This is a genomic window from Thermus sp. NEB1569 (assembly GCF_022385295.1).
GTDB classification, from domain to species: domain Bacteria; phylum Deinococcota; class Deinococci; order Deinococcales; family Thermaceae; genus Thermus; species Thermus scotoductus.
The window spans coordinates 331,073-351,611 of sequence record NZ_CP092445.1 but is presented as its reverse complement, the minus strand read 5'-3'; the positions used below and the strand labels follow the sequence as shown (position 1 = coordinate 351,611).

Below are 20,539 nucleotides of genomic sequence, written 5' to 3'. Positions count from 1 at the left end.
TCCCCCTCTGCTATAATGGTCCCATGCCCCTTTTGCCCCTCGCACGGTGGCTGGCCCTCCTAAGCCTGGGGCTTGTAGCCTTGGCCCAGGGCCTATCCTTTCCCAAGAGCACCCTTTACGTGGAACAGGGAGGAAGGCGCTACACCCTCAAGGTGGAGGTGGCCGACACCCCCGAACGCCGGGCCCAGGGCCTCATGTTCCGCAAAAACCTGGGGGAGGATGAGGGTATGGTGTTTCTTTTCCCCACCCCCACGGCCGGGGGATTTTGGATGAAAAACACCCTTATCCCCCTTTCCATCGCCTTCTTTGACCGTCAGGGGCAGATCCTCCGCATTCTGGACATGGAGCCCTGCCGCAAAGACCCCTGCCCTGTGTACTACCCTGGGGTGGTGTACCAAGGAGCCCTCGAGGTGAACCAAGGCTGGTTCCAAAGGCGGGGCCTCACCCCCGGAGCCAGGGTGGGGGGTGAGGCCTTGAAGCTCTGGCCCAAGTAAGGTGGAACGAAACCCCTTCTTCCCCCTGATGGCCTTTGCCCTGCTGATCGCCCTTTCCGTCTTTTCCTTCATGGGCTACCTGCTCGCCGCCAGGAGGCTGCAAACTCCCCCTCCACCCCAAAAGGTGGTGGTGGAAACCGCCCATGGCCAAAGGGTGCTCCAGGCCCGTTTAGCCCGCACCCCGGAGGCCTGGAGCCGGGGCCTGGGGGTGCGGGGCGAGGATCTAGAAGCCCTCCTATACCTTTTTCCGGAGGCCACCGACGCCCCTTTCCACACGGAAGGCTACCGTTTTTCCGTGGTCCTGGCCTTCCTAGATGCCAAGGGCCGGGTGCTGAAAGTGGTCCGTTTGGAACCCGGGAAGACCTACGCCCCGGGCCTGGCCTACCGGGGGGTTCTGGAGGTACGGGAAGGCCTTCTCAAACTTGCCCCGGGCGACCGGGTGCTTCCTTAGCTGAGATCCAGCCCGCAGGATGGCCTTGCCCAGGATAGCGCTGGAGCTACTCCTTGGACTCCCCGCCTTCCGACTTGGAGCTCGAGTCCTTCTTGGCGTAATCCTTCACGTGCCAGCCCGACCCCTTAAAGATGATGGCGGGAGGCGTGATGACCCGCTTAAGGGGCTCCCCGGTCTCCGGATGGGCCTTCAAGGGTTCGTCGTGGAAACCCTGCTCAAACTCGTAGTAGTTGCCCGTTTCCAGTCCTTTGTAGACGTACACCGGCATACCCACCCTCCTGTTTGGGCATTTTGACACTCAAGGTGGTTGAGTGTCAAGGAGGGGCAGTGGTACCCTCCCCCCGTGGACAAGCCCAGCCTACGCCGCCACTGCCTCCGCCTTTGGCGGACCCTAGACCGAAGGGCCCTCTCCGAGCGGATGGTGGAGATTCTCCTGCCCTGGCTTAAGGCCAGGGGCTTCCGGGAAATCCTCCTCTACCATCCCCTGCCCCACGAGCTGGACCTCCTTTCCCTCACCCGGCTTTACCCTGCCCGCTACTACCTGCCCAAGGTGGCCGGCACAGGGCTTACGGTTCACCCCTTAGGCCCCCTGGTCCCCGGACCCTTCGGCCTCCTGGAACCCACCACCCAGGCGATGGACCCCCAGGTTCTGGACCTAGTGGTGGTCCCCGGGTTGGCCTTTGATGAGGAGGGCTACCGCCTGGGGCACGGCAAGGGGTATTATGACCGTTTCCTGGCCACGGTCCGGGCCGAGAAGCTTGGGGTCATCCCCAAGGCCCTGCTGTTTCCCCGCCTTCCCCGGGATCCCTGGGACGTGCCGGTAAGCTCCTTGGCCACCGAGGAGGGGGTGCATCCGGTCAAATGACCCGTGGGTCAGGCCCGAGGGTGCTACACTTAGGCCCATGCGGGGAGCCCTTTTGGATCGGGACGGGGTTCTGATCCTCTTGAACGAGGAAGCCCTTTACAAGAAGGCCCTGGAGCTTTCCATCCACGGGGCTGGCCTGGAAAAGACCCTGGCGGTTCTGGCCCGGGCGGTGCGGGAGATCAACGAGGTGGTGCGCACCCTTCAGGTGCGCACCCTCGAGGAGGAAGCCACCTTTTGGAACACCTTGGCCCAAAAGGTGGCCGAGGAGCTTGGGCTTTCCGGCCTCGGGAAAACCTCCTTATCCAAGGAGATCCACTCCTGGCGCTACTACCACTTCATGCGCAAAGCCCCTGGGGCGGAAGCCCTCCTGCGGAGCCTCAAAGAACAGGGGCTTAAGGTGGGCGTGCTCTCCAACACCTTGCCAAGCCTACGGGAAAGCCTGGCCTACCACGGCCTGGATGCCTACGTGGATGGCTTCTTTGCCTCCTGCACCCTGGGGGTGACCAAGCCTGACCCCAGGGCGTTCCAGATGGCCATCGAGGCCCTGGGTCTGGCTCCGGAGGAAACCCTTTACCTGGACGACGACCCGGAGAACGTGGAAGTAGCCTCAAACCTGGGGCTCAAAGCCTCGGTATATCTCGCTACAATTCCGGACTCTTCAAGATAAACACATCCATGAAGGAAGAGCTCGTCACAGCACGGGAAGCTCAGCCACGGTCAGCACTTCCAAAGCAGGCGTACCCTGGCGGAAGGCGGCGATCCGTCCCGCCACCCGCCCCCCTGCCCGGAGCACCATCTTCTCCATGGCCTTCATGGTTTCCCCGCTGGAAACCACATCGGATATCAGGGTCACCTTCTGGTTAAGAAGCTTCTCGGCGAAACGCCGGTCCAGCCAGAGCACCTCCCCCACTCCCAGGGTCAGGGTCTGCACCTCCTGGATGATGGGATCCTCCATGTAGGGGCGGCGCCGCCTTCTTGCCACCACGTAGGGTAGGCCCATCTCCTCCGCAAGGACGTGGGTGAGGGGAATCGGGCTCGTTTCCGTGGTGAAGAGTACCTCGGTACCCGCGGGCACCAAGGGCTTTAGGGCCTGGGCCGCCGCCCGCACCAGCTCGGGGTCCCCCAAAAACTCCACCAGGGGGATCCGCCGTCCTGGGAGGGGCTCTATGAGGGGCACGTGGCGGGTGACGCCGCTGATGGTGATGGGATAGGTTTCCATAAAAACCTCCTATTCCGGCTTAAAGAGGGGCAGGTGGCCTAAAGCGATGACATCCTGGCGGGGCGTGCCCTCGGTGAAGACCGCCAGCACCGCCACCACTTGCCCCCCCACGCTCTCAATGAGCTCCCGGAGGCCCGAAAGGGTGGAACCCGTGGACACCACATCGTCCACGATGGCCACCTTGTGCCCCCGGATGAGGGGGATATCCGCCCCATCCAGCACCAGAAGCTGGGGCTTGCCCGTGGTGATGGAGAGCACCTGGCGGCTCACAGGGTTGATCATGTAGGGCTTCTCCGTCTTCCGGGCCACCACATAGGGCTTCTTGGCAATCCGGGAAAGAGCATGGGCCAAGGGCACCGCCTTGACCTCAGGGGTGACCAGGGTTTCCACCTCAGGGGGTAAGCGCTTGGCCAGCTCCTCGGCGGCGGCCTCGGTGAGCTCGGTGTCCCCCAGAAGGTTTAAAAGGGCCACGGCCACATCCGGCCCCACCTGGACGATGGGAAGCTCGCGCCGAACCCCAGCGATCTCCACAGGGTAAGTCCTCACGCCGCTAGTATACTCAAGGTATGCTGAACGCCAAGATCGAGACCCTGGGCGTGGACCCCCAGAACGGGAGCGTGGTGGTCCTGCTCAGGACGGAGAACGACAAGCTTCTCCCCATCGTCATTGGTCCCCTCGAGGCCCACCACATCGTGGTGGCCTTGCAAGGCGAAAAACCCCCGCGCCCCCTTACCCCCGACCTCCTCCTCTCCGTGATGGAAATGCTCCAGGTTAAACTGAAGCGGGTGGAGATCATAGACCTCCGGGATGGCACCTTCTATGCTCGCCTCATCCTGGAGCACCGGGGGATAGAGCTGGAGGTGGACGCAAGGCCCTCCGACGCCATGGCCCTGGCCCTCAGGGCCCAGGCCCCCATCCTGGTGGCCGAGGAGGTGGTGGAAAAAGCGGGGGTGGAGGAAGCCAGCCTAAAGCCCCACGGAGCCGCTGAGGCCTAGTGCGCAGGCTCCTTTTCCTCCTTCTTTTCCTTGGACTGGCCTTTGGCCAGCGGGTGGCGGTCATAGGGGATTGGGGGCAGGACACCCCGGGCCGGACCCAGGTGGCTAACCTGCTTCGGACCGAGCACGCCCGCAAGCCCCTGGCCGCCCTCCTCACCGCGGGGGACAACTTCTATCCCCGGGGGCTGGTGGTGGAGCGTTTCCTAAAGGAGCTTCCTCCCATACCCCTTTACCCCGCCTTCGGCAACCACGATGCCCCGAACCTCAGGGCCCAGCTGGAGCGCTTCGGCCTGGAAAGGCCCTACTACCGGGTCCGCTTCGGGGACCTCGAGGTCTTCGTCCTCTACACCGAGATGGACCTTGCGGCCCAGCGGGCCTGGTTGGAGGAAAGCCTAAGGAAAAGCCCAGCCCCCTTCCGGATCCTCCTCCTCCACCGTCCCCTCTACTCCCCCGGGCCCCACGGGGGTAGCCCCACCCTAAGGACCCTCCTGGGGCCCCTCCTTGTCCGCTACCGGGTGGGGCTGGTCCTTGCGGGGCACGACCACCTCTACGCCCGCACTCGGGTGGGGGGCACGGTCCACGTGGTCACAGGGGGGGGCGGGGCCGGCCTTTACACCCCTAGGCCTCTCCCCGGCTTCCTGGTCCACAAGGCCCACCACGCCCTTTTCCTGGAGGTGACCCCTGAGGGGCTTTGGGTCTATGCCCGGGACCCAAGGGGGGCGGTCCTGGACCGCTTCCTCCTTACTCCCAGCCCCCCATGACGTGCACGTGCACGTGGAAGACCTCCTGCCCTCCCTTCTCCCCCACGTGCACCTGGACCTTATACCCCTCGAGGCCCAGGACCCGGGCTACCCGGTTTGCCGTGCGGAAAAGGGCCCCGAGCTTCCTCTCCCCCTCCTCCGTGTCGGGGTAGTCGGAAAGCTTCGCTATGTGTTCCTTGGGCACCACCAGCACGTGCACCGGGGCCTTGGGCCTTATGTCGTGGAAGGCCACGAAACCCTCATCCTCGTAGACTTTCCGGGAAGGAAGTTCCCCGGCGATGATGCGGCAGAACACGCACTCCATGGGAAAAAGTCTACCTTATGGGGAGTTCCAAGGGAAGCAAAGCCTCCTCCACCCTTTCCACCCGGCCCAAAAGGGTGTATCCCTCCGCTCCCTCCACCCGCGCCAAAACCGTATCCCCCGGCCGGGCAGAACCGGAAAGGCGGGCCTCGTAGTAGTCGGGGGTGTGGCCGAGGGCAAGGCCCCCCTGGATCCTCTCCACCAACACCTCCACCTGGCTTCCCAGCTTGGGCCTGATGCGCTCCTCCGCAAGACGCTGGGCCAAAGCGATGATCTCCTTGGTGCGCCGCTTGCGCACCTCCGGCGGCACCTGGGGCATGGAGGCCGCCCGGGTCTTGGGACGGGGGGTATAGGTGAAGGCGTGAACCCGGGTGGGCCTTAGCTCCTCCAGAAAGGTCAGGGTTTCCTGGTGCTCCTCCTCGGTTTCCGTGGGAAGCCCGGCGATGACATCCGTGGTGAGGGCGAAGCCGGGGATGAGCTCGTAGGCCCTCTGCACCAGGTTGCGGTAATAGGCCTTGTCGTAGCGGCGTCCCATGAGCCTTAGGAGGCGGTCCGAACCCGTCTGCAGGGAAAGGTGCAGGTGGGGCCTGACCCCAGGGGCATACCGGGCGATGACCCTAAGGAGGTCCTCCCCCGTGTCCTCGGGTTCGATGGAGGAAAGCCGCACCTTGGCCCCCAGGTGGTAGAGGTCCTCCACCAGGCCGGCAAGGCCCCTGGGATGGCCCCGGTAGCTTCCAAGCCGCACCCCCGTGAGCACGATCTCCTTTATGCCCATCCTCAGAAGGGCCTCCGCCTCCGCCAAAGCATCCCGGTAATCCCGATGCCGTTCCTTGCCCCTTAGCCGGGGGATGATGCAGTAGGCGCAGCCCACCTGGCAGCCATCCTGCACCTTCAAAAAAGCCCGGACCCGGCTATTGAGAAGCCCCCTCTCCCCCGCCCCCCAGAACTCGTTGGGGGGGGTGGTGATGGGATCCGAGGGAAGCCCGAAATGCTCCAGGATCACCTTGGGAAGCTCCGCCTTGCGGGAGTTGGGCACCACGGCGTCGGCACCCAGCTCCCGCACCTCCTCCGGGGAGAGCTCGGCGTAACACCCCGTGACCACGATGAAGGCCCCTGGGTTGGCCCGCCTGGCCCGGCGGATCTCCTTGCGGGCATCGGCCTCGGCGGTGGTGGTCACGGCGCAGGTGTTGATGACCACCAGGTCGGCCCCCGCCTCGAGGGGAACCACCTCCGGCTCCAGGGCCTTGAGGAAACCCAGCAGGGCCTCGGTTTCCACCTGGTTCACCTTGCACCCGAGGGTGCGGAAAGCCGCGCGCATCCTTCCCATTCTGGTAGGCTAAGGGGGCTTAGTCAACAACCGCAAGCAGAGTGTGACCGACCCCACTTGCCGGGAAAACCCCAAAGGTTGTAGTATTCCAGGCGTCTGCCCCAAGATGTGGGGGAAACCCCCCGAGGGGGCCTGGAGGATTTATGGAACGGTATTTCTTTGACGATCACGCGCAAGCCATCGCCAGGCGCCAGTATTTCCAGGAAGGGGACGGGGATATTCTCGGGATGTTCCGCCGGGTGGCCCGGGAGATCGCCAAGGTGGAAAAACCCGAGGACCGGGTCTACTGGGAGGAAAAGTTCTATGACCTCATGGCCTCCAAGCGCTTCTCCCCCGGCGGGCGCATCCTGGCCGGGGCAGGCACCCCCCACGGCAACCTCCTGAACTGCTTCGTGCAGGGGGCCACGGAGAACCCCCCGGAAAGCTTCAATGGAATCATGGAGGTGGCCAAAAAGCTGGCCCTGGTCACCAAGGTGGGCGGGGGGAACGGGGTCAACCTGGACCCCTACCGCTCCAAGGGGAACCGCCAGCGCCAGGCGGTGCGGGGCGTGGCCTATCTTTCCGCCCGCCACCCCGACGTGGCCGACTTCATCCGGGGCCTCATGCGCCCCCCCACCAACCCGGAAGGGGAAAAGGAGGAGATCGCCCTGAAGAACTTCGTGCGGGCGGTCTACGGGGAGGTTTCCCCTGAACTTAGGGACCTGGCGGAACGCTACGGGGTCCTGGTGGTCCAGGAACCCCCTCCCGGGGCCATCCAGGTACCCGACGACATGGGGGGCATTGTGGAAGCCGCCAAGGCGGCAGCCGCCTTGGCCCTGAAGGGCCTCGAGCCCCACGTGGACTTCTCCCTCCTCCGGCCTGAAGGAGCCCCCATCCGGGGCTCCGGGGGTACCAGCTCCGGCCCGGTGAGCTTCCTTATGGAGATCTTCGACAACTTCCTGGAGTGGGCCGCCCTGGGAGGGGAGGAAGCCGGGCCCGTGGCCACCTTACGGTATGTGTACGCCCCGGTGCTTCGGGTGGTGAGGCAGGGGGGGTGCTTGCACCCCGACACCCTAGTCCACACCGATAGGGGTACCCTGCGCCTTCGGGAGATCGTGGACCCCTTTCTCCGGGGCTGGCAGCCCCACGCCCTAAGCGTGGCCACGGACGAGGGTTGGCGGCGAAGCCCGGAGGGGTACAACAACGGCATTGCCGAAACCCTGAAAGTTACCCTAGAAAACGGCCTCGAGGTCCAAGGAACCCCCAACCACAAGCTCAAAGTTCTCCGGGAAGACGGCACCCGGTCCTGGGTGGAACTCCAGGACCTCAAGCCGGGGGATTGGGTGATCTGGGTACTGGACGAGCACACTGGGACCCCGGTCCAGCTCGCCCCACTGGATGAAGCCTTCCACCCCAACGCCACCCCCATCCGCACCCCGGAGGTGCTCACCGAGGACCTGGCCTTCCTCCTGGGGTTCTTCTTCGGGGAGGGTTTCGTGAGCGGGGACCGGATCGGTTTCTCCGTCCACGAGGAGGAGCCCATGCGGGAAGAGGCCAAGCGCCTCTTCCGCGAGCTTTTCGGGTTAGAGCTCCGGGAAGAACGGAAGCCGGGGGACCGGAGCGTCACCTTGGTGGTCCGGAGCCGTCCCCTGGTCACCTGGCTCAGGAAAAACGGCCTTCTTAAGGGGAAGGCTCAGGAGCTGGAGGTCCCTAGGGCCATCCGCCAAAGCCCCCGTCCCGTCCTTGCCGCCTTCCTTCGGGGCCTCTTTGAGGCAGACGGGGCCATCACGGCAGGTTACCCCCTGCTCACCACCGCCTCAAAGCGGCTTGCCCACGACGTCCTGGTCGCCCTCGGCGGCCTCGGCATCCCGGCTAAGCTTGTGCGCTACAACCCTCTACCGGGCCGATTCTCCAAGCGAGAGCACTACCGGGTGCGGGTAATGACGGCTAAGGGCTTGGAGCGCTACCTGGAGAGGATCGGGGTACCCAAGGGCTCCCGCTTTGAGGCGCTATACGCCTCCAAGCCGGATACGAGGCGGGAGTCTTCCTGGCCCTTCCCCCATGTCCAGGGCCTGCTCCAACCGGCCTTTTCGGCCACCTTTAAAGGGCGCAAGGGTTCCCCTTCGGAGCACACGGGCATTCGTAAAACCCTTCTTCGCTACATCCGGGGCGAGCGCAACCTGACGGCAACAAGCTACCTTTCCCTGCGAGAGGACCCCTTCGTCGGTTCCCTTCTTCCGGAATTCTCCTTCAACGAGTACTACGTCCGGGTACGCTCCGTGGAGCCCGGCGGGGCGATCCTGACCCTGGACCTCTCCGTGGAGGGGAACCACACCTATCTCGCCAACGGGCTGGTGAGCCACAACACCCGCCGCGGGGCGGGGATGGCTACCCTTTCCATAGAGCACCCCGACCTCCTGGACTTCCTCACCGCCAAGGACCTGGACCGGGAAAAGGCCGAGGGGGATATCTCCACCTTCAACATCTCCGTCCTGGTCACCGAAGCCTTCATGAAGGCCCTCGAGGAGGACGCCCTCTGGCCCGTGACCCCCATTGAGGTGCCGGGAAAGTACTACCCCCATCCCCTAGGAAGCACCTACACGGGCCAGATCCCTACCCTGCCGGAGCGGGAGGATGGGGCCAAACCCATCCCCCTTTTCGGGGGCAAGGTTCCCGCCCGCTGGCTCTGGCACGAGATCGCCTGGCACGCCTGGGCCACCGGGGAGCCAGGGCTTATCTTCGTGGACCGCATCAACGAGCTTTCCGCCCTCAAGGGCCTCGGGCCCAGGTACCAGATCCGCTCCACCAACCCCTGCTTCGTGGGCTCCACCCGCATCCCCACGGAAAGGGGCCTCGTCCCCATCGAGGAGCTTGCCCAGGAAGGGGGTAGCTTCTACCTGGTCACGGACGCCCGGGCCCCCCTTGGAGGGATGGGGCGGCCTGCCTCAGGTAAGGGTGCGGTAGTGAGAAAAGCAACCCAGGCCTTCTTCACCGGGGTGAAGCCCGTAGTTCGCCTCCGCACCCGGGAGGGGCTAGAGCTCACCCTCACCCCGGACCACCTCCTCCTGACTCCGAGGGGGTACAAGGAGGCGGGGAGCCTGAAGCCGGGGGACAAGGTCCTGGTGCAAAGCGGCGAGGGGCTTTTCCCCAAGGAGGACACCCTGCCCGCCCCTGCCCTGGCCGTGGCCCGGGAGCGGGTGGCCACCGCAGGGGGACGGGGAGGAAAAGGCCGGGCGGACGTCCGGGAAAAGTACCACAACCTCCCCACCCATTGGAGCCGGGAGCTCGGGATAGCCCTAGGCTGGCTTTTAGGGGACGGCTACCTGCGGGAAGATGGGGTGGGCTTCTACTTCTCCCGCAAGGACTTCGCCGCCCTCAGCTGGCTTCCTGACCTTCTCCGGGACTGGTTCGGCGGAGGAAGCCTCCAGGAAACCCCCTCTAACACCTTCCACCTCCACTTCAACCGCATCCCCGCGGAGTTCTTCCAGGCCCTAGGGGTTAAGGTCGCCAAGGCCACGGAGAAACGGGTCCCGGAAAGCCTCTTCCGTGCCCCCAGGGAAGCCGTGGTGGGCTTCCTCCAAGGCCTCTTCAGCGCCGACGGCTCGGTGCAGGTAAACGAGAAGAAACAGGACGCCACCGTTCGCCTGGCCTCCTCCAGCCTGGGCCTCCTCCAGGACGTCCAGCTCCTCCTCCTCAACCTGGGGATCTTTGGAAAGATCCATAAGCGCCGGGAAGCGGGCACCAAGGCCCTACCCGACGGCAAGGGTGGCCGCAAGGTGTCCCCTGTAGCCCCCCAGTACGAGCTCATCCTGGGAGGCAAAAACCGGGACCGGTTTGCCGAGGTCATAGGCTTCCTGCAGGAGGAGAAGCAGGCCAAGCTTCTTTCCTTCCTGCAGGGAAGGAAGCGGGGGAGCTACACCAAGCCCTTCCTGGCCACGGTGGAAAGCGTGGAGCCTGCAGGGAAGGCCCCGGTCTTCGACCTTACGGAACCCGCAAGCCATAGCCTCATCGCAAACGGCGTTGTAGCTCACAATTGCGGGGAAATCCCGCTCACCGTGGGCGAACCTTGCGATCTCGGCGCCCTTAACCTCGCCGCCTACGTGCAGGACGGGGAGTTCCAGATGGAGGAGTTCAGGAGGGATGTCCACACAGCCATCCGCTTCCTGGACAACGTTCTGGACGTGAACAGGTTCGCCCTCCCCGATAACGAGGAGGCGGCCAAGAAGCTCAGGAGGCTTGGCCTCGGGGTCATGGGCCTGGCGGACGCCCTCATCAAGATGGGCCTCCCCTACTCCTCCGAGGAGGCCAGGGAGAAGGTCTACGAGATCATGTCCGCCGTGCGGGAGGAGGCCATCAAGGCCTCGGAGGCCCTGGCAAAGGAAAGGGGGGTCTTTCCCCTCTACGAGGCGCACCAGGAGTACTTTGAGGCCCTGGGAATCAGGCCCAGGCGCAACGTGGCCCTCCTCACCGTGGCCCCCACCGGCACCACCAGCATGGTCATGGGGGTTTCTAGCGGCATCGAGCCCGTCTTCAGCCCCTTCGTGTGGCGGCGGATCGGCGGAGAGTACAAGCCCCTCCTCCACCCCCTCTTCGTGGAGCTGATGGAGACCTACCCGCCCCATCCCGATTACGAGAAGGACGGAAAGTGGGACTGGGAGAAGATCATCGCCGCCATCCAGGAGGACGGGCACGGCTCGGTCAAGAACCTTCCCTTTGTCCCCGAGGCGATTCGCCGGGTCTTCGAGTGCGCCCACGACATCCATCCCCTGGACCACGTGCGGATGCAAGGAGCCGTGCAGCGAGCCTTCGACGCCGAAGGGTACGCTGCCAACTCGCTCTCCAAAACGATCAATCTGCCCAACCACGCCACCGTGGAGGAGGTAGAGGAAGCCTACCTGGAGGCCTACCGCACGGGGTGCAAGGGCATCACCGTCTACCGGGACGGCTCCCGGGAGTTCCAGGTGCTCACGGTGAGGAAAGAGGAGAAGAAGGCAGAGGAGGACAAGGAAGAAGCTCCCTTGGCTTCCCGCCCTGCTCCCCAGGCCCCCTCGCCAGCGCCTCAACCGGGCACCCCCATGTACGAGCGCCCGGGCAGGCTCATGGGCTTTACCGACATGGTCAAGCTCCTCTCCCCCGACGGGGGCAAGCGGAGCTTCCTGGTCACGGTGAACATGCTGGGGGGAAGGCCCATAGAGGTCATCCTCACCTCGGGCAAGGCAGGGGACGAGGCCAACGCCGACTCCGAGGCCCTGGGCCGGGTGGTTTCCATCGCCCTCCAGTACGGGGTGCCTGCGGAGGCCATCGTGAGGACCCTAAGGGGCATCAACGGCGGTCTTTACGGCACCTACCAGGGCAGGCTGGTTTCCAGCAAGGCGGACCTGATCGCCGTGGCCCTGGAAACCATCCCCGAGGTCCTGAAGGGGGAGGCCACCGCTGCCAAGGCAGTCCCTGGTCAGCCCCGTGGGGGCTACCTTGACGAGTTGACCGAGGTACCCGCTCTCTCTGGCGGTTCGCTCGGGGTATGGGGGCCCCAAGGCGGCCTGGCCCTGGCGGGAGCCACCAAGTGCCCCTCCTGTGGGGAGGTGGCCCTGGTGCGGGAGGAAGGATGCTACAAATGCCAGGCCTGCGGCTACTCCAAGTGCGGTTAGACCTCAGGTAAGGGTGTCCAGGCCCCACCAGCCGCCCTGGTGGGGCCCTTAAACTAAAGGCATGGTCCAGCCCCGGCGCTTCACCTGGGAGAAGCACCCTTACCTTTTGGAAACAGGGGTGATCCAGGAGGACAAAGGGAGGAGGGTTCTCCCTTGATCCGCATCAAGATCTGCGGCATCACCCGGCTGGAGGACGCCCTTCTGGCGGAAGCCCTGGGGGCCTTCGCCGTGGGATTCGTCTTTGCTCCGGGCTCCAGAAGGCGGGTGGACCTCGAGGTGGCCCGGACCATCTCGGAGGCTTTGGGCCCCTTTGTGGTTCGGGTGGGGGTCTTCCAAAACCAAGGCCCCGAGGAGGTGCTGAGGCTTGCGGAACAGGCCAGGCTCCAGGTGGTCCAGCTGCATGGCCAGGAGCCTCCGGAGTGGGCCGAGGCCATCGGCAAGCACTTTCCCGTCATCAAGGCCTTTCCCCTAACCGGTCCTGCGGATCCCGGCTGGGCCCAGTACCCCGCAGGCACCCTTCTGCTGGATAGCAAGGCTCCAGGAAGCGGCCAAACCTACCCCAGGGACTGGGCCAAACCCCTTTTGCAAACGGGAAAGCGCATCATCCTGGCGGGTGGGATAACCCCCGAAAACCTGGAGGAGGTTCTGGCCCTGAGGCCCTACGCCATCGACCTGGCCAGCGGGGTGGAAAGGGCCCCGGGGATAAAGGACGAGGCGAAGCTAAAAGCCCTTTTCACTAAAGGAAGAGCCTGGAATCCCGACGTATGATGGGGAAGTGATTGGCAGGAAGCATCCCTACTTCCCCTACCTCGAGGCCATGCTGGAAGCCGCCCACCTGGCCAAGGGCATCCACGCCTATTACCAGGCCAAGGGCTTCACCCACGGAACCAAATCCGGCCCCACCGACCTGGTGACCCAGGCGGACCGGGAGTCGGAGGAAGCCATCAAGGAACTTCTCCTCTCCCGCTTCCCCGAGGCGGGCTTTTTGGGGGAAGAGGGGGGAAGCGAGGGGGGCAAGGCCCTCCGCTTCATCGTGGACCCCCTGGACGGCACCGTGAACTACGCCCATGGCTTTCCCTTCTATGGGGTTTCCCTTGCCCTCGAGGTGGAAGGGAAGATCCAGGTGGGGGTGGTGCTGGACACCAGCCGGGACGAGGCCTTTTACGCGGTACGGGGGGAAGGCGCCTTCCTAAACGGCCGGCCCATCCGGGTCACGGAGCGGAAGGAGCTTTTGGGTAGCCTCCTCGCCACGGGGTTTCCCTACGATGTGGCCAAGGACCCGGAAAACCTCACCTACTTTCACCGGGCCCTGTCCAGGGGACTCCTGGTGCGCCGGCCGGGGGCGGCGGCCTTGGACCTGGTGTATGTGGCTGCCGGGAGGCTGGAGGGCTTCTGGGAGGTGAAGCTGAACCCCTGGGACGTGGCCGCAGGCTGGCTCATCGTGGAGGAGGCGGGGGGCAAGGTCACCGACCTGGAAGGAAGGCCCTACCGCCTTGGGCACCGCTACATCGTGGCCACCAACGGCCACATCCATGAGGCCCTCATCCAAACCCTCCTGGCCCAGGGCTAGAATGGAAGCTGGTATGGACCTCGAGGCCAAGAAGAAAGTCCTGCGGAGCTTCACCTATGGCCTTTACATCCTCACAGCCAAGGACGGGGAGGACTACGCCGCCGGCACCGTGAACTGGGTGACCCAGGCCTCCTTCACCCCTCCCCTCGTCGCCCTGGGGGTTAAGCGGGATAGCCGCCTGCATGAGCTTATCCAGCGCACGGGCAGGCTGGCCCTCATGACCCTGGCCCAGGACCAGAAGCAGATCGCCCAGGACTTCTTCAAACCCACGGTGCGGGAAGGGAGCACCCTGAACGGCCATCCCTTTGAACCCTCCCCCACCTTTGGCCTTCCCCTCCTCACCGAGCTTCCCTACTGGCTCGAGGCCGAGGTGCGCCACATCTACGAGGGCGGGGACCACAGCGTGGTGGTGGCTGAGGTGGTGGAGGCCGGGGTGAGGCAGGAGGCCAAGCCCCTCATCATGTGGGACACGGGCTGGTTCTACGGGGGCTAGGGCAGCAAGGCCACGGGTACCTCCAGCCCTTCCGGTAGAAGGAAAGCCCTGACCCCATCGGTGCCGAAGATGACATAGGGCACCCGCCAGCGGGCCTCGCGGATATCGGTGGGGCTGGGGAAGGCAGGCCCCCGAGGATGGGAGTGGTAGATGGCCAGGAGGGCTAGACCCTCCCTTTCCATCTCCTTTAGGGCCCGAAGCAGGGCCAAGGGCTCGGCCAGATATCCCACCAGAGGCTCGGGATGGGCGTTGGGCAGGGGAATCACCCTCTCCACCTCCCGCCTCCCCGCCCAAAGCCCCACCCCTTCCCTGGGCGCCTCCTTTTGGAGGTGGGTGCGGGTTTCCTCCAGAAGCCTCCTGGGCACGTAGAGCACTTGGGACAATCGCCCCCTCCTTAGGCCTATACTATGGGCACCAAGAAGGAGGGAAGATGATCCCAGGAACCTCTCCCATCCGAACCGTGGCCCTGGTGGGCCATGCGGGAAGCGGAAAAACCACCCTCACGGAGGCCCTGCTTTTCCGAACGGGAGCCAAGGAACGCATGGGCCGGGTGGAGGACGGCACCACCACCACCGACTACACCCCCGAGGCCAAGCTCCACCGCACCACGGTGCGCACCGGGGTGGCCCCCCTGAAGTACAAGGACCACCGCATCTTCCTCCTGGACGCCCCCGGCTACGGGGATTTCGTGGGGGAGATCAGGGGGGCTTTGGAGGCCGCCGACGCCGTCTTGGTGGCCGTATCCGCGGAAAACGGGGTGCAGGTGGGCACGGAAAGGGCCTGGACCGTGGCCGAGCGGCTTGCTCTTCCCCGCATGGTGGTGGTCACCAAGCTGGACAAGGGCGGGGACTACTACGCCCTTCTGGAGGACCTCCGGGCCACCCTGGGGCACATCCTGCCCATCGACCTGCCCCTTTTCGAAGGCGGGCGCTGGGTGGGGCTCATCGACGTCTTCCACGGCAAGGCTTACCGGTACGAGAACGGGCAGGAGGTGGAGGTCCCCGTGCCCGAGGAGGAGCGGGAGCGGGCCGAGCGCTTCCGCCAGGAGGTCCTCGAGGCCATCGTGGAAACCGACGAAGCCCTTCTGGAAAAGTACCTGGAGGGGGAAGAGGTGACCGGGGAGGCCCTGGAAAAAGCCTTCCACGAGGCGGTGCGCCAGGGCCTCCTCTACCCGGTGGCCCTGGCCTCGGGCACGGAAGGCATCGGGGTCCTGCCCCTCTTGGACCTGATCCTGGAGGCCCTCCCTTCCCCGGAGGAACGCTTTGGGGAAGGCCCCGCCCTGGCCAAGGTCTTCAAGGTGCAGGTGGACCCCTTCATGGGCCAGGTAGCCTACGTGCGCCTTTACCGGGGCAGGCTGAAGCCAGGGGATACCCTCCAAAGCGAAGCGGGCGCCATCCGCCTACCCCACCTCTACGTGCCCATGGGCAAGGACCTCCTGGAGGTGGAGGAGGCGGAGGCAGGGTATGTCCTGGGCGTGCCCAAGGCGGAAAACCTCCACCGGGGCATGGTGCTCTGGCAGGGGGAACGGCCGGAAAGCGAGGCGGTACCCTTCGCCCGCCTGCCCGAGCCCAACGTGCCCGTGGCCATCCGGCCCAAGGGCAGGACCGACGAGGCCAAGCTGGGGGAGGCCCTGAGGAAGCTTCTGGAGGAGGACCCAAGCCTCAAGCTGGAGCGCCAGGAGGAGACGGGGGAGTTCCTGCTTTGGGGACACGGGGAGCTTCACCTCACCACCGCCAAGGAGCGCCTGGCCGACTACGGGGTGGAGGTGGAGTTCTCCGTGCCCAAGGTCCCCTACCGGGAAACCATCCGCAAGGTGGCCGAGGGACAGGGCAAGTACAAGAAGCAGACCGGGGGGCACGGCCAGTACGGGGATGTGTGGCTGAGGCTGGAACCCGCCCCCGAGTACAGCTTTGAATGGCGCATCACCGGGGGGGTGATCCCCAGCAAGTACCAGGAGGCCATTGAGGAGGGGATCCTCGAGGCGGCCAAAAAGGGGGTCCTGGCGGGCTATCCGGTGATGGGCTTCAAGGCCATCGTCTATAACGGCTCCTACCACGAGGTGGACTCCTCGGACCTCGCCTTCCAGATCGCCGCCAGCATGGCCTTCAAGAAGGTGATGGAGCTGGCAAGCCCGGTTCTTCTGGAGCCCATCTACCAGATCAAGGTGATCGCCCCCCAGGAGCGGGTGGGGGATATCCTCTCCGACCTCCAGGCAAGGCGGGGACGCATCCTGGGCATGGAGCAGGAAGGGGCCCTGGCGGCGGTGCGGGCCGAGGTGCCCCTGGCGGAAGTTTTGGAGTACTACAAAGCCCTGCCCAGCCTCACCGGGGGGGCAGGGGCCTACACCCTGGAGTTCAGCCACTACGCGGAGGTGCCCCCCCACCTGGCGCAGAAGATCGTGCAGGAGCGCAAGAGCGCCGAGGAAACCTAAGCCTTGGAGGCCATGGCGGAAACCCCCCTTCAAGCGCTTGCCCGGCTCCGGGAGGCCCTGCAGGAGGTCCTCTTCGGCCAGGAAGAGGCCATAGAGGCCCTTCTGGCCACCCTGCTGGCCCGGGGGCACGCCCTTTTGGAAGGTGTTCCGGGCCTGGGAAAAACCCTTCTGGCGGAGGGCTTCACCAAGGGAAGCGGCCTCAGCTACAAGCGCATCCAGTTCACCCCCGACCTCCTGCCCCAGGACCTCACGGGAAGCGAGGTGTTTAGGGAGGGGCGGTTTGAGTTCGTGAAAGGTCCCCTCTTCGCCCAGGTGGTCCTGGCGGACGAGATCAACCGGGCCCCGCCCAAGGTGCAGTCGGCCCTCCTCGAGGCCATGCAGGAACGGGCCGTGACCGCAGGAGGGGTGCGCTACCCCCTGCCCGAGCCCTTCTTCGTGGTGGCCACGCAAAACCCTTTAGAGCTTGAGGGCACCTACCCTCTCCCAGAGGCCCAGCTGGACCGCTTCACCGCCAAAATCCCCTTCCGCCCCCCCAGGCGGGAGGTGTGGCTCAGGATTCTCACGGAGGAACCCCGGATTCCCGAACCCCTGGGGGTGGACTTCCCTAAGGCCCAGGAGGAGGTGCGGGGGGTCAGGGTGGCCAGGGAGGCCCTCGAGGCCATCACCCACGTGGCTTTTCTCACGCAGGAGGATGGCCGCCTGCGCATGGGCCTCTCCCCCCGCGGGGCCAAGGCCTGGCTGTCCCTGGCCCGGGCCCTGGCCTACCTCAGGGCCAAGCCCCTGGTGGACTGGAAGGAACTAAAGGACGCTGCCTTCCTGGCCCTTCCCCACCGGCTTTTCCTCACGGAGGAGGCCCTTTACGGGGGGGAAAGCGCCGAGGGAATCCTGAAGGAGCTTCTCAAGAAGGGGGGCATCCCCTAGGAAGGAGGCAAGGTATGCGCTGGATCCGGTTTTTTCACGAGGTGGGCCTGGAGGATGTGCCTTTGGTGGGGGGTAAAAACGCCTCCCTCGGGGAGATGATCCGGGAACTTTCCCCTTTGGGGGTGAAGGTCCCCGGGGGGTTTGCCACCACCAGCGAGGCCTACTGGTATTTCCTCGAGGCCAACGGCCTCAAGGAGGCCATCGCCCAGGAGCTAAAGGACCTGGATCCCGACAACCTCCTGGCCTTGCAAAGGGCAAGCCGCCGCCTGAGAAACCTGATCCTGAAGGGGGAATATCCCGAGGACCTGGAGGAGGAGATCCGCCAGGCCTACCGAACGCTTTCCCAGGAAGCCGGGGAGGAAGCCCTCCCTGTGGCCGTGCGCAGCAGCGCCACCGCCGAGGACCTCCCCACCGCCAGCTTCGCCGGGCAACAGGAAAGCTACCTCTACGTGCAAGGGGAGGAGGAACTCCTCCTCCATGTGAAGCGGGCCATGGCCAGCCTCTTCACCGCCCGGGCCATCAGCTACCGGGCCCACATGGGCTTTGACCACCTGAAGGTGGCCCTCTCCGTGGGGGTGCAGCGCATGGTGCGGGCGGACACCGCCACAAGCGGGGTGATCTTCACCCTGGACCCCGACACCGGCCACCGGGGCTTCGTCTACATCACCGCCATCTACGGCCTGGGGGAGAACATCGTCCAAGGGCGGGTGGGACCCGACGCCTACTACGTGCACAAGGAAACCCTCAAAGCCGGCTACCGGGCCCTGGTCCACAAGAAACTGGGCCCCAAGGAGCTTACCCTGGCCTTTGACCCCAAGGAGGGCCGGCTGAGAAACCGCCCCACCCCGCCTTACCTTCGCAAGCAGTTCGCCCTGTCCGACGACGAGGCCCTCCTCCTGGCCGACTGGTCCATCAAGATTGAGGAGCATTACAGCGGGAAGCGGGGAACTCCCACCCCCATGGACATCGAGTGGGCCAAGGACGGGCCCACGGGGGAGCTTTTCATCCTGCAGGCCCGGCCCGAAACCGTGCACTCCCAGAAGGCCCCGGTGCTCCGCATCTACCGCCTTTTGGAAAGGGGCGAGGTCCTGGCCGAGGGCCTGGCGGTGGGGGAAGCCATCGCCACGGGAAGGGCCCGGGTGCTTAAGGATCCCAGGGAGATGGATCGCTTCCAGGAGGGTGAGGTCCTGGTCACGGAAACCACCAACCCCGACTGGGAGCCCATCATGAAGCGGGCAGCGGCCATCGTCACCGAACGGGGTGGGCGCACTTCCCACGCCGCCATCGTGGCCCGGGAGCTGGGGGTACCGGCGGTGGTGGGGGCGGTGGGGGCCACCCGGCTCATTCCCGAGGGGGAAGAGGTCACGGTCTCCTGCGCTGAGGGGGAGGTGGGGCGCGTCTACCGCGGGGCCCTGGCCTTTGAGGTGGAGGAGGTGCGCCCGGAAACCCTCCCCAGGACCCGCACCCGGATCCTGGTCAACGTGGGTACCCCGGAGGAGGCCCTAAGGGTAAGCCTCCTGCTCACGGACGGTGTGGGGCTATTGCGCATGGAGTTCGTCTTCGCCAGCCACGTGCGCATCCATCCCTTGGCCTTAACCCGCTTTGCCACCCTGCCCAAGGAGGTGCAGCGCCAGGTGGAGGAGCTCACCGAGGCCTACCCCGACAAACGAGCCTACTTCGTGGACACCCTGGCCCAGGGGATCGGCCTCATCGCCGCGGCCTTTTACCCCAGGCCCGTGATCCTCCGCTTCTCCGATTTCAAGACCAACGAGTACGCCCGCCTCATCGGGGGGCACCTCTTTGAGCCCAAGGAGGAAAACCCCATGCTGGGCTGGCGGGGGGCGAGCCGCTACTACCACCCCGACTACAAGGAGGGCTTCCTCCTCGAGGTGACGGCGGTCAAGAAGGTGCGGGAGGAGATGGGCCTCAAGAACCTCATGGTGATGGTGCCCTTCTGCCGCACCCCCGAGGAGGGGGCCAGGGTTTTGGAGGTGATGGCGGAGGGAGGCTTGAAACGGGGAGAGGAGGGCCTCGAGGTTTACGTGATGGCGGAGATTCCCTCCAATGTCCTCGAGGCTGAGGCCTTCGCCGAGCTCTTTGACGGGTTTTCCATCGGCTCCAACGACCTTACCCAGCTGGCTTTAGGCCTGGACCGGGACTCGGAAAGGGTGGCCTGGCTCTTCGATGAAAGGAGGGAAACGGTCAAGGCCCTTTGCGCCATGCTGATCGAGAAGGCCCATGCTAAGGGGAAAAAGGTGGGCATCTGCGGCCAGGCTCCTTCCGACTACCCCGAGTTCGCCGCCTTCTTGGTGGCCAAGGGCATCGACTCCCTAAGCCTCAACCCCGACGCCCTCCTGCGCACGGTGAAGAAGGTGGCGGAGATCGAAGCCGCCCTGGACTCTGGTGCCTGAAGCCCAAGTCAGGGTACGCTGGGGCATGGTCCGCGAACCCTTTAACGCCCTAAGCCATGCCCTGGGGGTGCCCCTAGCCCTTTTGGGAAGCGCCTTCCTCCTTCTCCTCGCCCCCAGGGAGGTCTGGCCCGCTCTCCTCATCTTCGGGCTCACCATGGCCTTCATGTTCGGTGCCAGCACCCTTTACCACGCCCTGCGGGTGGGGGATCGGGCCCTGGCCTGGCTCAGGCGGCTGGACCATGCGGCCATCTTCCTCTTCATCGCCGGAAGCTACACCCCCTTTCTGGTGGAGGGCCTTCAGGAAAGCTGGAAACCCTTCGCCCTGGGCCTGGTGTGGAGCCTGGCCCTCCTGGGGGTGGGCTTCCGCCTCTTCTTCCTCAGGGCACCCCGGTGGCTCTACACCCTGGCCTACCTGGCCCTGGGTTGGCTTTCCGTCTTCTTTCTCCCCAAGCTCCACCTGCCCCTTTCCACCTTTGCCCTCATGGCCCTCTCCGGGGCCTTCTACACCCTGGGAGCCTGGGTGTATGCGAGAAAGAAGCCTGACCCCTGGCCGGGGAAAGTGGGGTTTCACGGCCTGTGGCATCTCCTGGTCCTCGTGGGAAGCCTTTTTATGTACCTGGGGGTCCTAAGCCTGTACACCTAGCTTTCTCATGAGAAAGTGAGTATCCTGGAG

The 20,539-nt window shown here is 65.1% G+C and carries 20 protein-coding genes; 14 read left to right on the top strand and 6 right to left on the bottom strand.

Going from position 1 to position 20,539, the window contains the following annotated elements; all coding sequences use genetic code 11:
* Window positions 1-23 precede the first annotated feature (23 nt).
* Both MI302_RS02420 and MI302_RS02415 read left to right on the top strand, forming a co-directional pair.
* The gene (locus tag MI302_RS02420) at window positions 24-494 is read left to right on the top strand and encodes a DUF192 domain-containing protein (protein WP_239726096.1); all 471 of its coding nucleotides are present in this window, start codon (window positions 24-26) and stop codon (window positions 492-494) included.
* A gap of 1 nt (window position 495) precedes the next feature.
* Window positions 496-945: a DUF192 domain-containing protein gene (locus MI302_RS02415; protein WP_239726095.1), complete on the top strand. Its 450-nt coding sequence runs from the start codon at window positions 496-498 to the stop codon at window positions 943-945.
* 46 nt (window positions 946-991) lie between these two features.
* On the opposite strand, the gene MI302_RS02410 is transcribed toward MI302_RS02415, so the two are convergent.
* Complete coding sequence (locus tag MI302_RS02410) at window positions 992-1,213, bottom strand: FmdB family transcriptional regulator (protein WP_126165229.1); 222 nt, start codon at window positions 1,211-1,213, stop codon at window positions 992-994.
* A 75-nt stretch (window positions 1,214-1,288) separates the two neighbouring features.
* Here MI302_RS02410 and MI302_RS02405 point away from each other — a divergent pair, with 75 nt between their 5' ends.
* Together MI302_RS02405 and MI302_RS02400 are read left to right on the top strand one after the other, a co-directional pair.
* Window positions 1,289-1,810 (top strand): 5-formyltetrahydrofolate cyclo-ligase, encoded by a 522-nt coding sequence (locus MI302_RS02405; RefSeq protein ID WP_239726094.1) that lies wholly within the window; start codon window positions 1,289-1,291, stop codon window positions 1,808-1,810.
* 37 nt (window positions 1,811-1,847) lie between these two features.
* The gene (locus MI302_RS02400) at window positions 1,848-2,477 is read left to right on the top strand and encodes an HAD family phosphatase (RefSeq protein ID WP_239726093.1); all 630 of its coding nucleotides are present in this window, start codon (window positions 1,848-1,850) and stop codon (window positions 2,475-2,477) included.
* Between the two features lie 24 nt (window positions 2,478-2,501).
* Here the strand turns inward: MI302_RS02400 and MI302_RS02395 are convergent, their stop codons facing one another.
* Both MI302_RS02395 and MI302_RS02390 read right to left on the bottom strand, forming a co-directional pair.
* Complete coding sequence (locus tag MI302_RS02395; protein WP_239726092.1) at window positions 2,502-3,029, bottom strand: adenine phosphoribosyltransferase; 528 nt, start codon at window positions 3,027-3,029, stop codon at window positions 2,502-2,504.
* A gap of 9 nt (window positions 3,030-3,038) precedes the next feature.
* On the bottom strand, window positions 3,039-3,575 hold the full coding sequence (locus MI302_RS02390) for a phosphoribosyltransferase family protein (protein ID WP_026329118.1): 537 nt from the start codon (window positions 3,573-3,575) through the stop codon (window positions 3,039-3,041).
* A 20-nt stretch (window positions 3,576-3,595) separates the two neighbouring features.
* On the opposite strand from MI302_RS02390, the gene MI302_RS02385 reads away from it, so the two are divergent.
* Complete coding sequence (locus MI302_RS02385; RefSeq protein ID WP_239726091.1) at window positions 3,596-4,024, top strand: bifunctional nuclease family protein; 429 nt, start codon at window positions 3,596-3,598, stop codon at window positions 4,022-4,024.
* A complete protein-coding gene (locus MI302_RS02380; protein ID WP_239726090.1) occupies window positions 4,024-4,785 on the top strand; it encodes a metallophosphoesterase in 762 nt (253 codons plus the stop codon). Before MI302_RS02385 ends, MI302_RS02380 begins: the two co-directional genes overlap by 1 nt.
* Here MI302_RS02380 and MI302_RS02375 read toward each other — a convergent pair.
* Together MI302_RS02375 and MI302_RS02370 are read right to left on the bottom strand one after the other, a co-directional pair.
* Complete coding sequence (locus MI302_RS02375; RefSeq protein ID WP_239726089.1) at window positions 4,766-5,089, bottom strand: histidine triad nucleotide-binding protein; 324 nt, start codon at window positions 5,087-5,089, stop codon at window positions 4,766-4,768. The two genes, MI302_RS02380 and MI302_RS02375, sit on opposite strands and share 20 nt — an antisense overlap.
* A 10-nt stretch (window positions 5,090-5,099) precedes the next feature.
* Complete coding sequence (locus MI302_RS02370) at window positions 5,100-6,404, bottom strand: MiaB/RimO family radical SAM methylthiotransferase (protein WP_054392181.1); 1,305 nt, start codon at window positions 6,402-6,404, stop codon at window positions 5,100-5,102.
* A gap of 152 nt (window positions 6,405-6,556) precedes the next feature.
* Here MI302_RS02370 and MI302_RS02365 point away from each other — a divergent pair, with 152 nt between their 5' ends.
* The 4 genes from MI302_RS02365 (at window position 6,557) to MI302_RS02350 (ending at window position 14,103) form a co-directional block, all read left to right on the top strand.
* Window positions 6,557-12,040: an LAGLIDADG family homing endonuclease gene (locus tag MI302_RS02365; RefSeq protein WP_239726088.1), complete on the top strand. Its 5,484-nt coding sequence runs from the start codon at window positions 6,557-6,559 to the stop codon at window positions 12,038-12,040.
* A 156-nt stretch (window positions 12,041-12,196) separates the two neighbouring features.
* Window positions 12,197-12,808: a phosphoribosylanthranilate isomerase gene (locus MI302_RS02360; protein WP_239726494.1), complete on the top strand. Its 612-nt coding sequence runs from the start codon at window positions 12,197-12,199 to the stop codon at window positions 12,806-12,808.
* Between the two features lie 7 nt (window positions 12,809-12,815).
* Entirely contained in the window at window positions 12,816-13,610 is a 795-nt protein-coding gene (locus tag MI302_RS02355; protein WP_219759656.1) for an inositol monophosphatase family protein, read from the top strand.
* Between the two features lie 13 nt (window positions 13,611-13,623).
* Window positions 13,624-14,103, top strand: a complete 480-nt coding sequence (locus tag MI302_RS02350) for a flavin reductase family protein (protein ID WP_239726087.1) — start codon at window positions 13,624-13,626, stop codon at window positions 14,101-14,103.
* On the opposite strand, the gene MI302_RS02345 is transcribed toward MI302_RS02350, so the two are convergent.
* A complete protein-coding gene (locus tag MI302_RS02345; RefSeq protein WP_019550842.1) occupies window positions 14,100-14,486 on the bottom strand; it encodes a Mov34/MPN/PAD-1 family protein in 387 nt (128 codons plus the stop codon). The two genes, MI302_RS02350 and MI302_RS02345, sit on opposite strands and share 4 nt — an antisense overlap.
* A 47-nt stretch (window positions 14,487-14,533) precedes the next feature.
* Between MI302_RS02345 and MI302_RS02340 the strand changes: the two genes are divergently transcribed.
* From MI302_RS02340 to MI302_RS02325, 4 genes are read left to right on the top strand one after another with little or no spacing between them, the layout of a single operon-like run.
* Window positions 14,534-16,534, top strand: a complete 2,001-nt coding sequence (locus tag MI302_RS02340) for an elongation factor G (RefSeq protein WP_126164592.1) — start codon at window positions 14,534-14,536, stop codon at window positions 16,532-16,534.
* Window positions 16,535-16,546: 12 nt separating this feature from the next.
* Window positions 16,547-17,455 carry a MoxR family ATPase gene (locus tag MI302_RS02335; protein WP_239726086.1) on the top strand — a complete coding sequence of 303 codons (909 nt, stop codon included), beginning with the start codon at window positions 16,547-16,549 and terminating at the stop codon, window positions 17,453-17,455.
* A gap of 14 nt (window positions 17,456-17,469) precedes the next feature.
* Window positions 17,470-19,866: a phosphoenolpyruvate synthase gene (ppsA, locus tag MI302_RS02330; protein ID WP_239726085.1), complete on the top strand. Its 2,397-nt coding sequence runs from the start codon at window positions 17,470-17,472 to the stop codon at window positions 19,864-19,866.
* A 25-nt stretch (window positions 19,867-19,891) separates the two neighbouring features.
* On the top strand, window positions 19,892-20,509 hold the full coding sequence (locus MI302_RS02325) for a hemolysin III family protein (protein WP_239726084.1): 618 nt from the start codon (window positions 19,892-19,894) through the stop codon (window positions 20,507-20,509).
* Window positions 20,510-20,539: the final 30 nt, after the last annotated feature.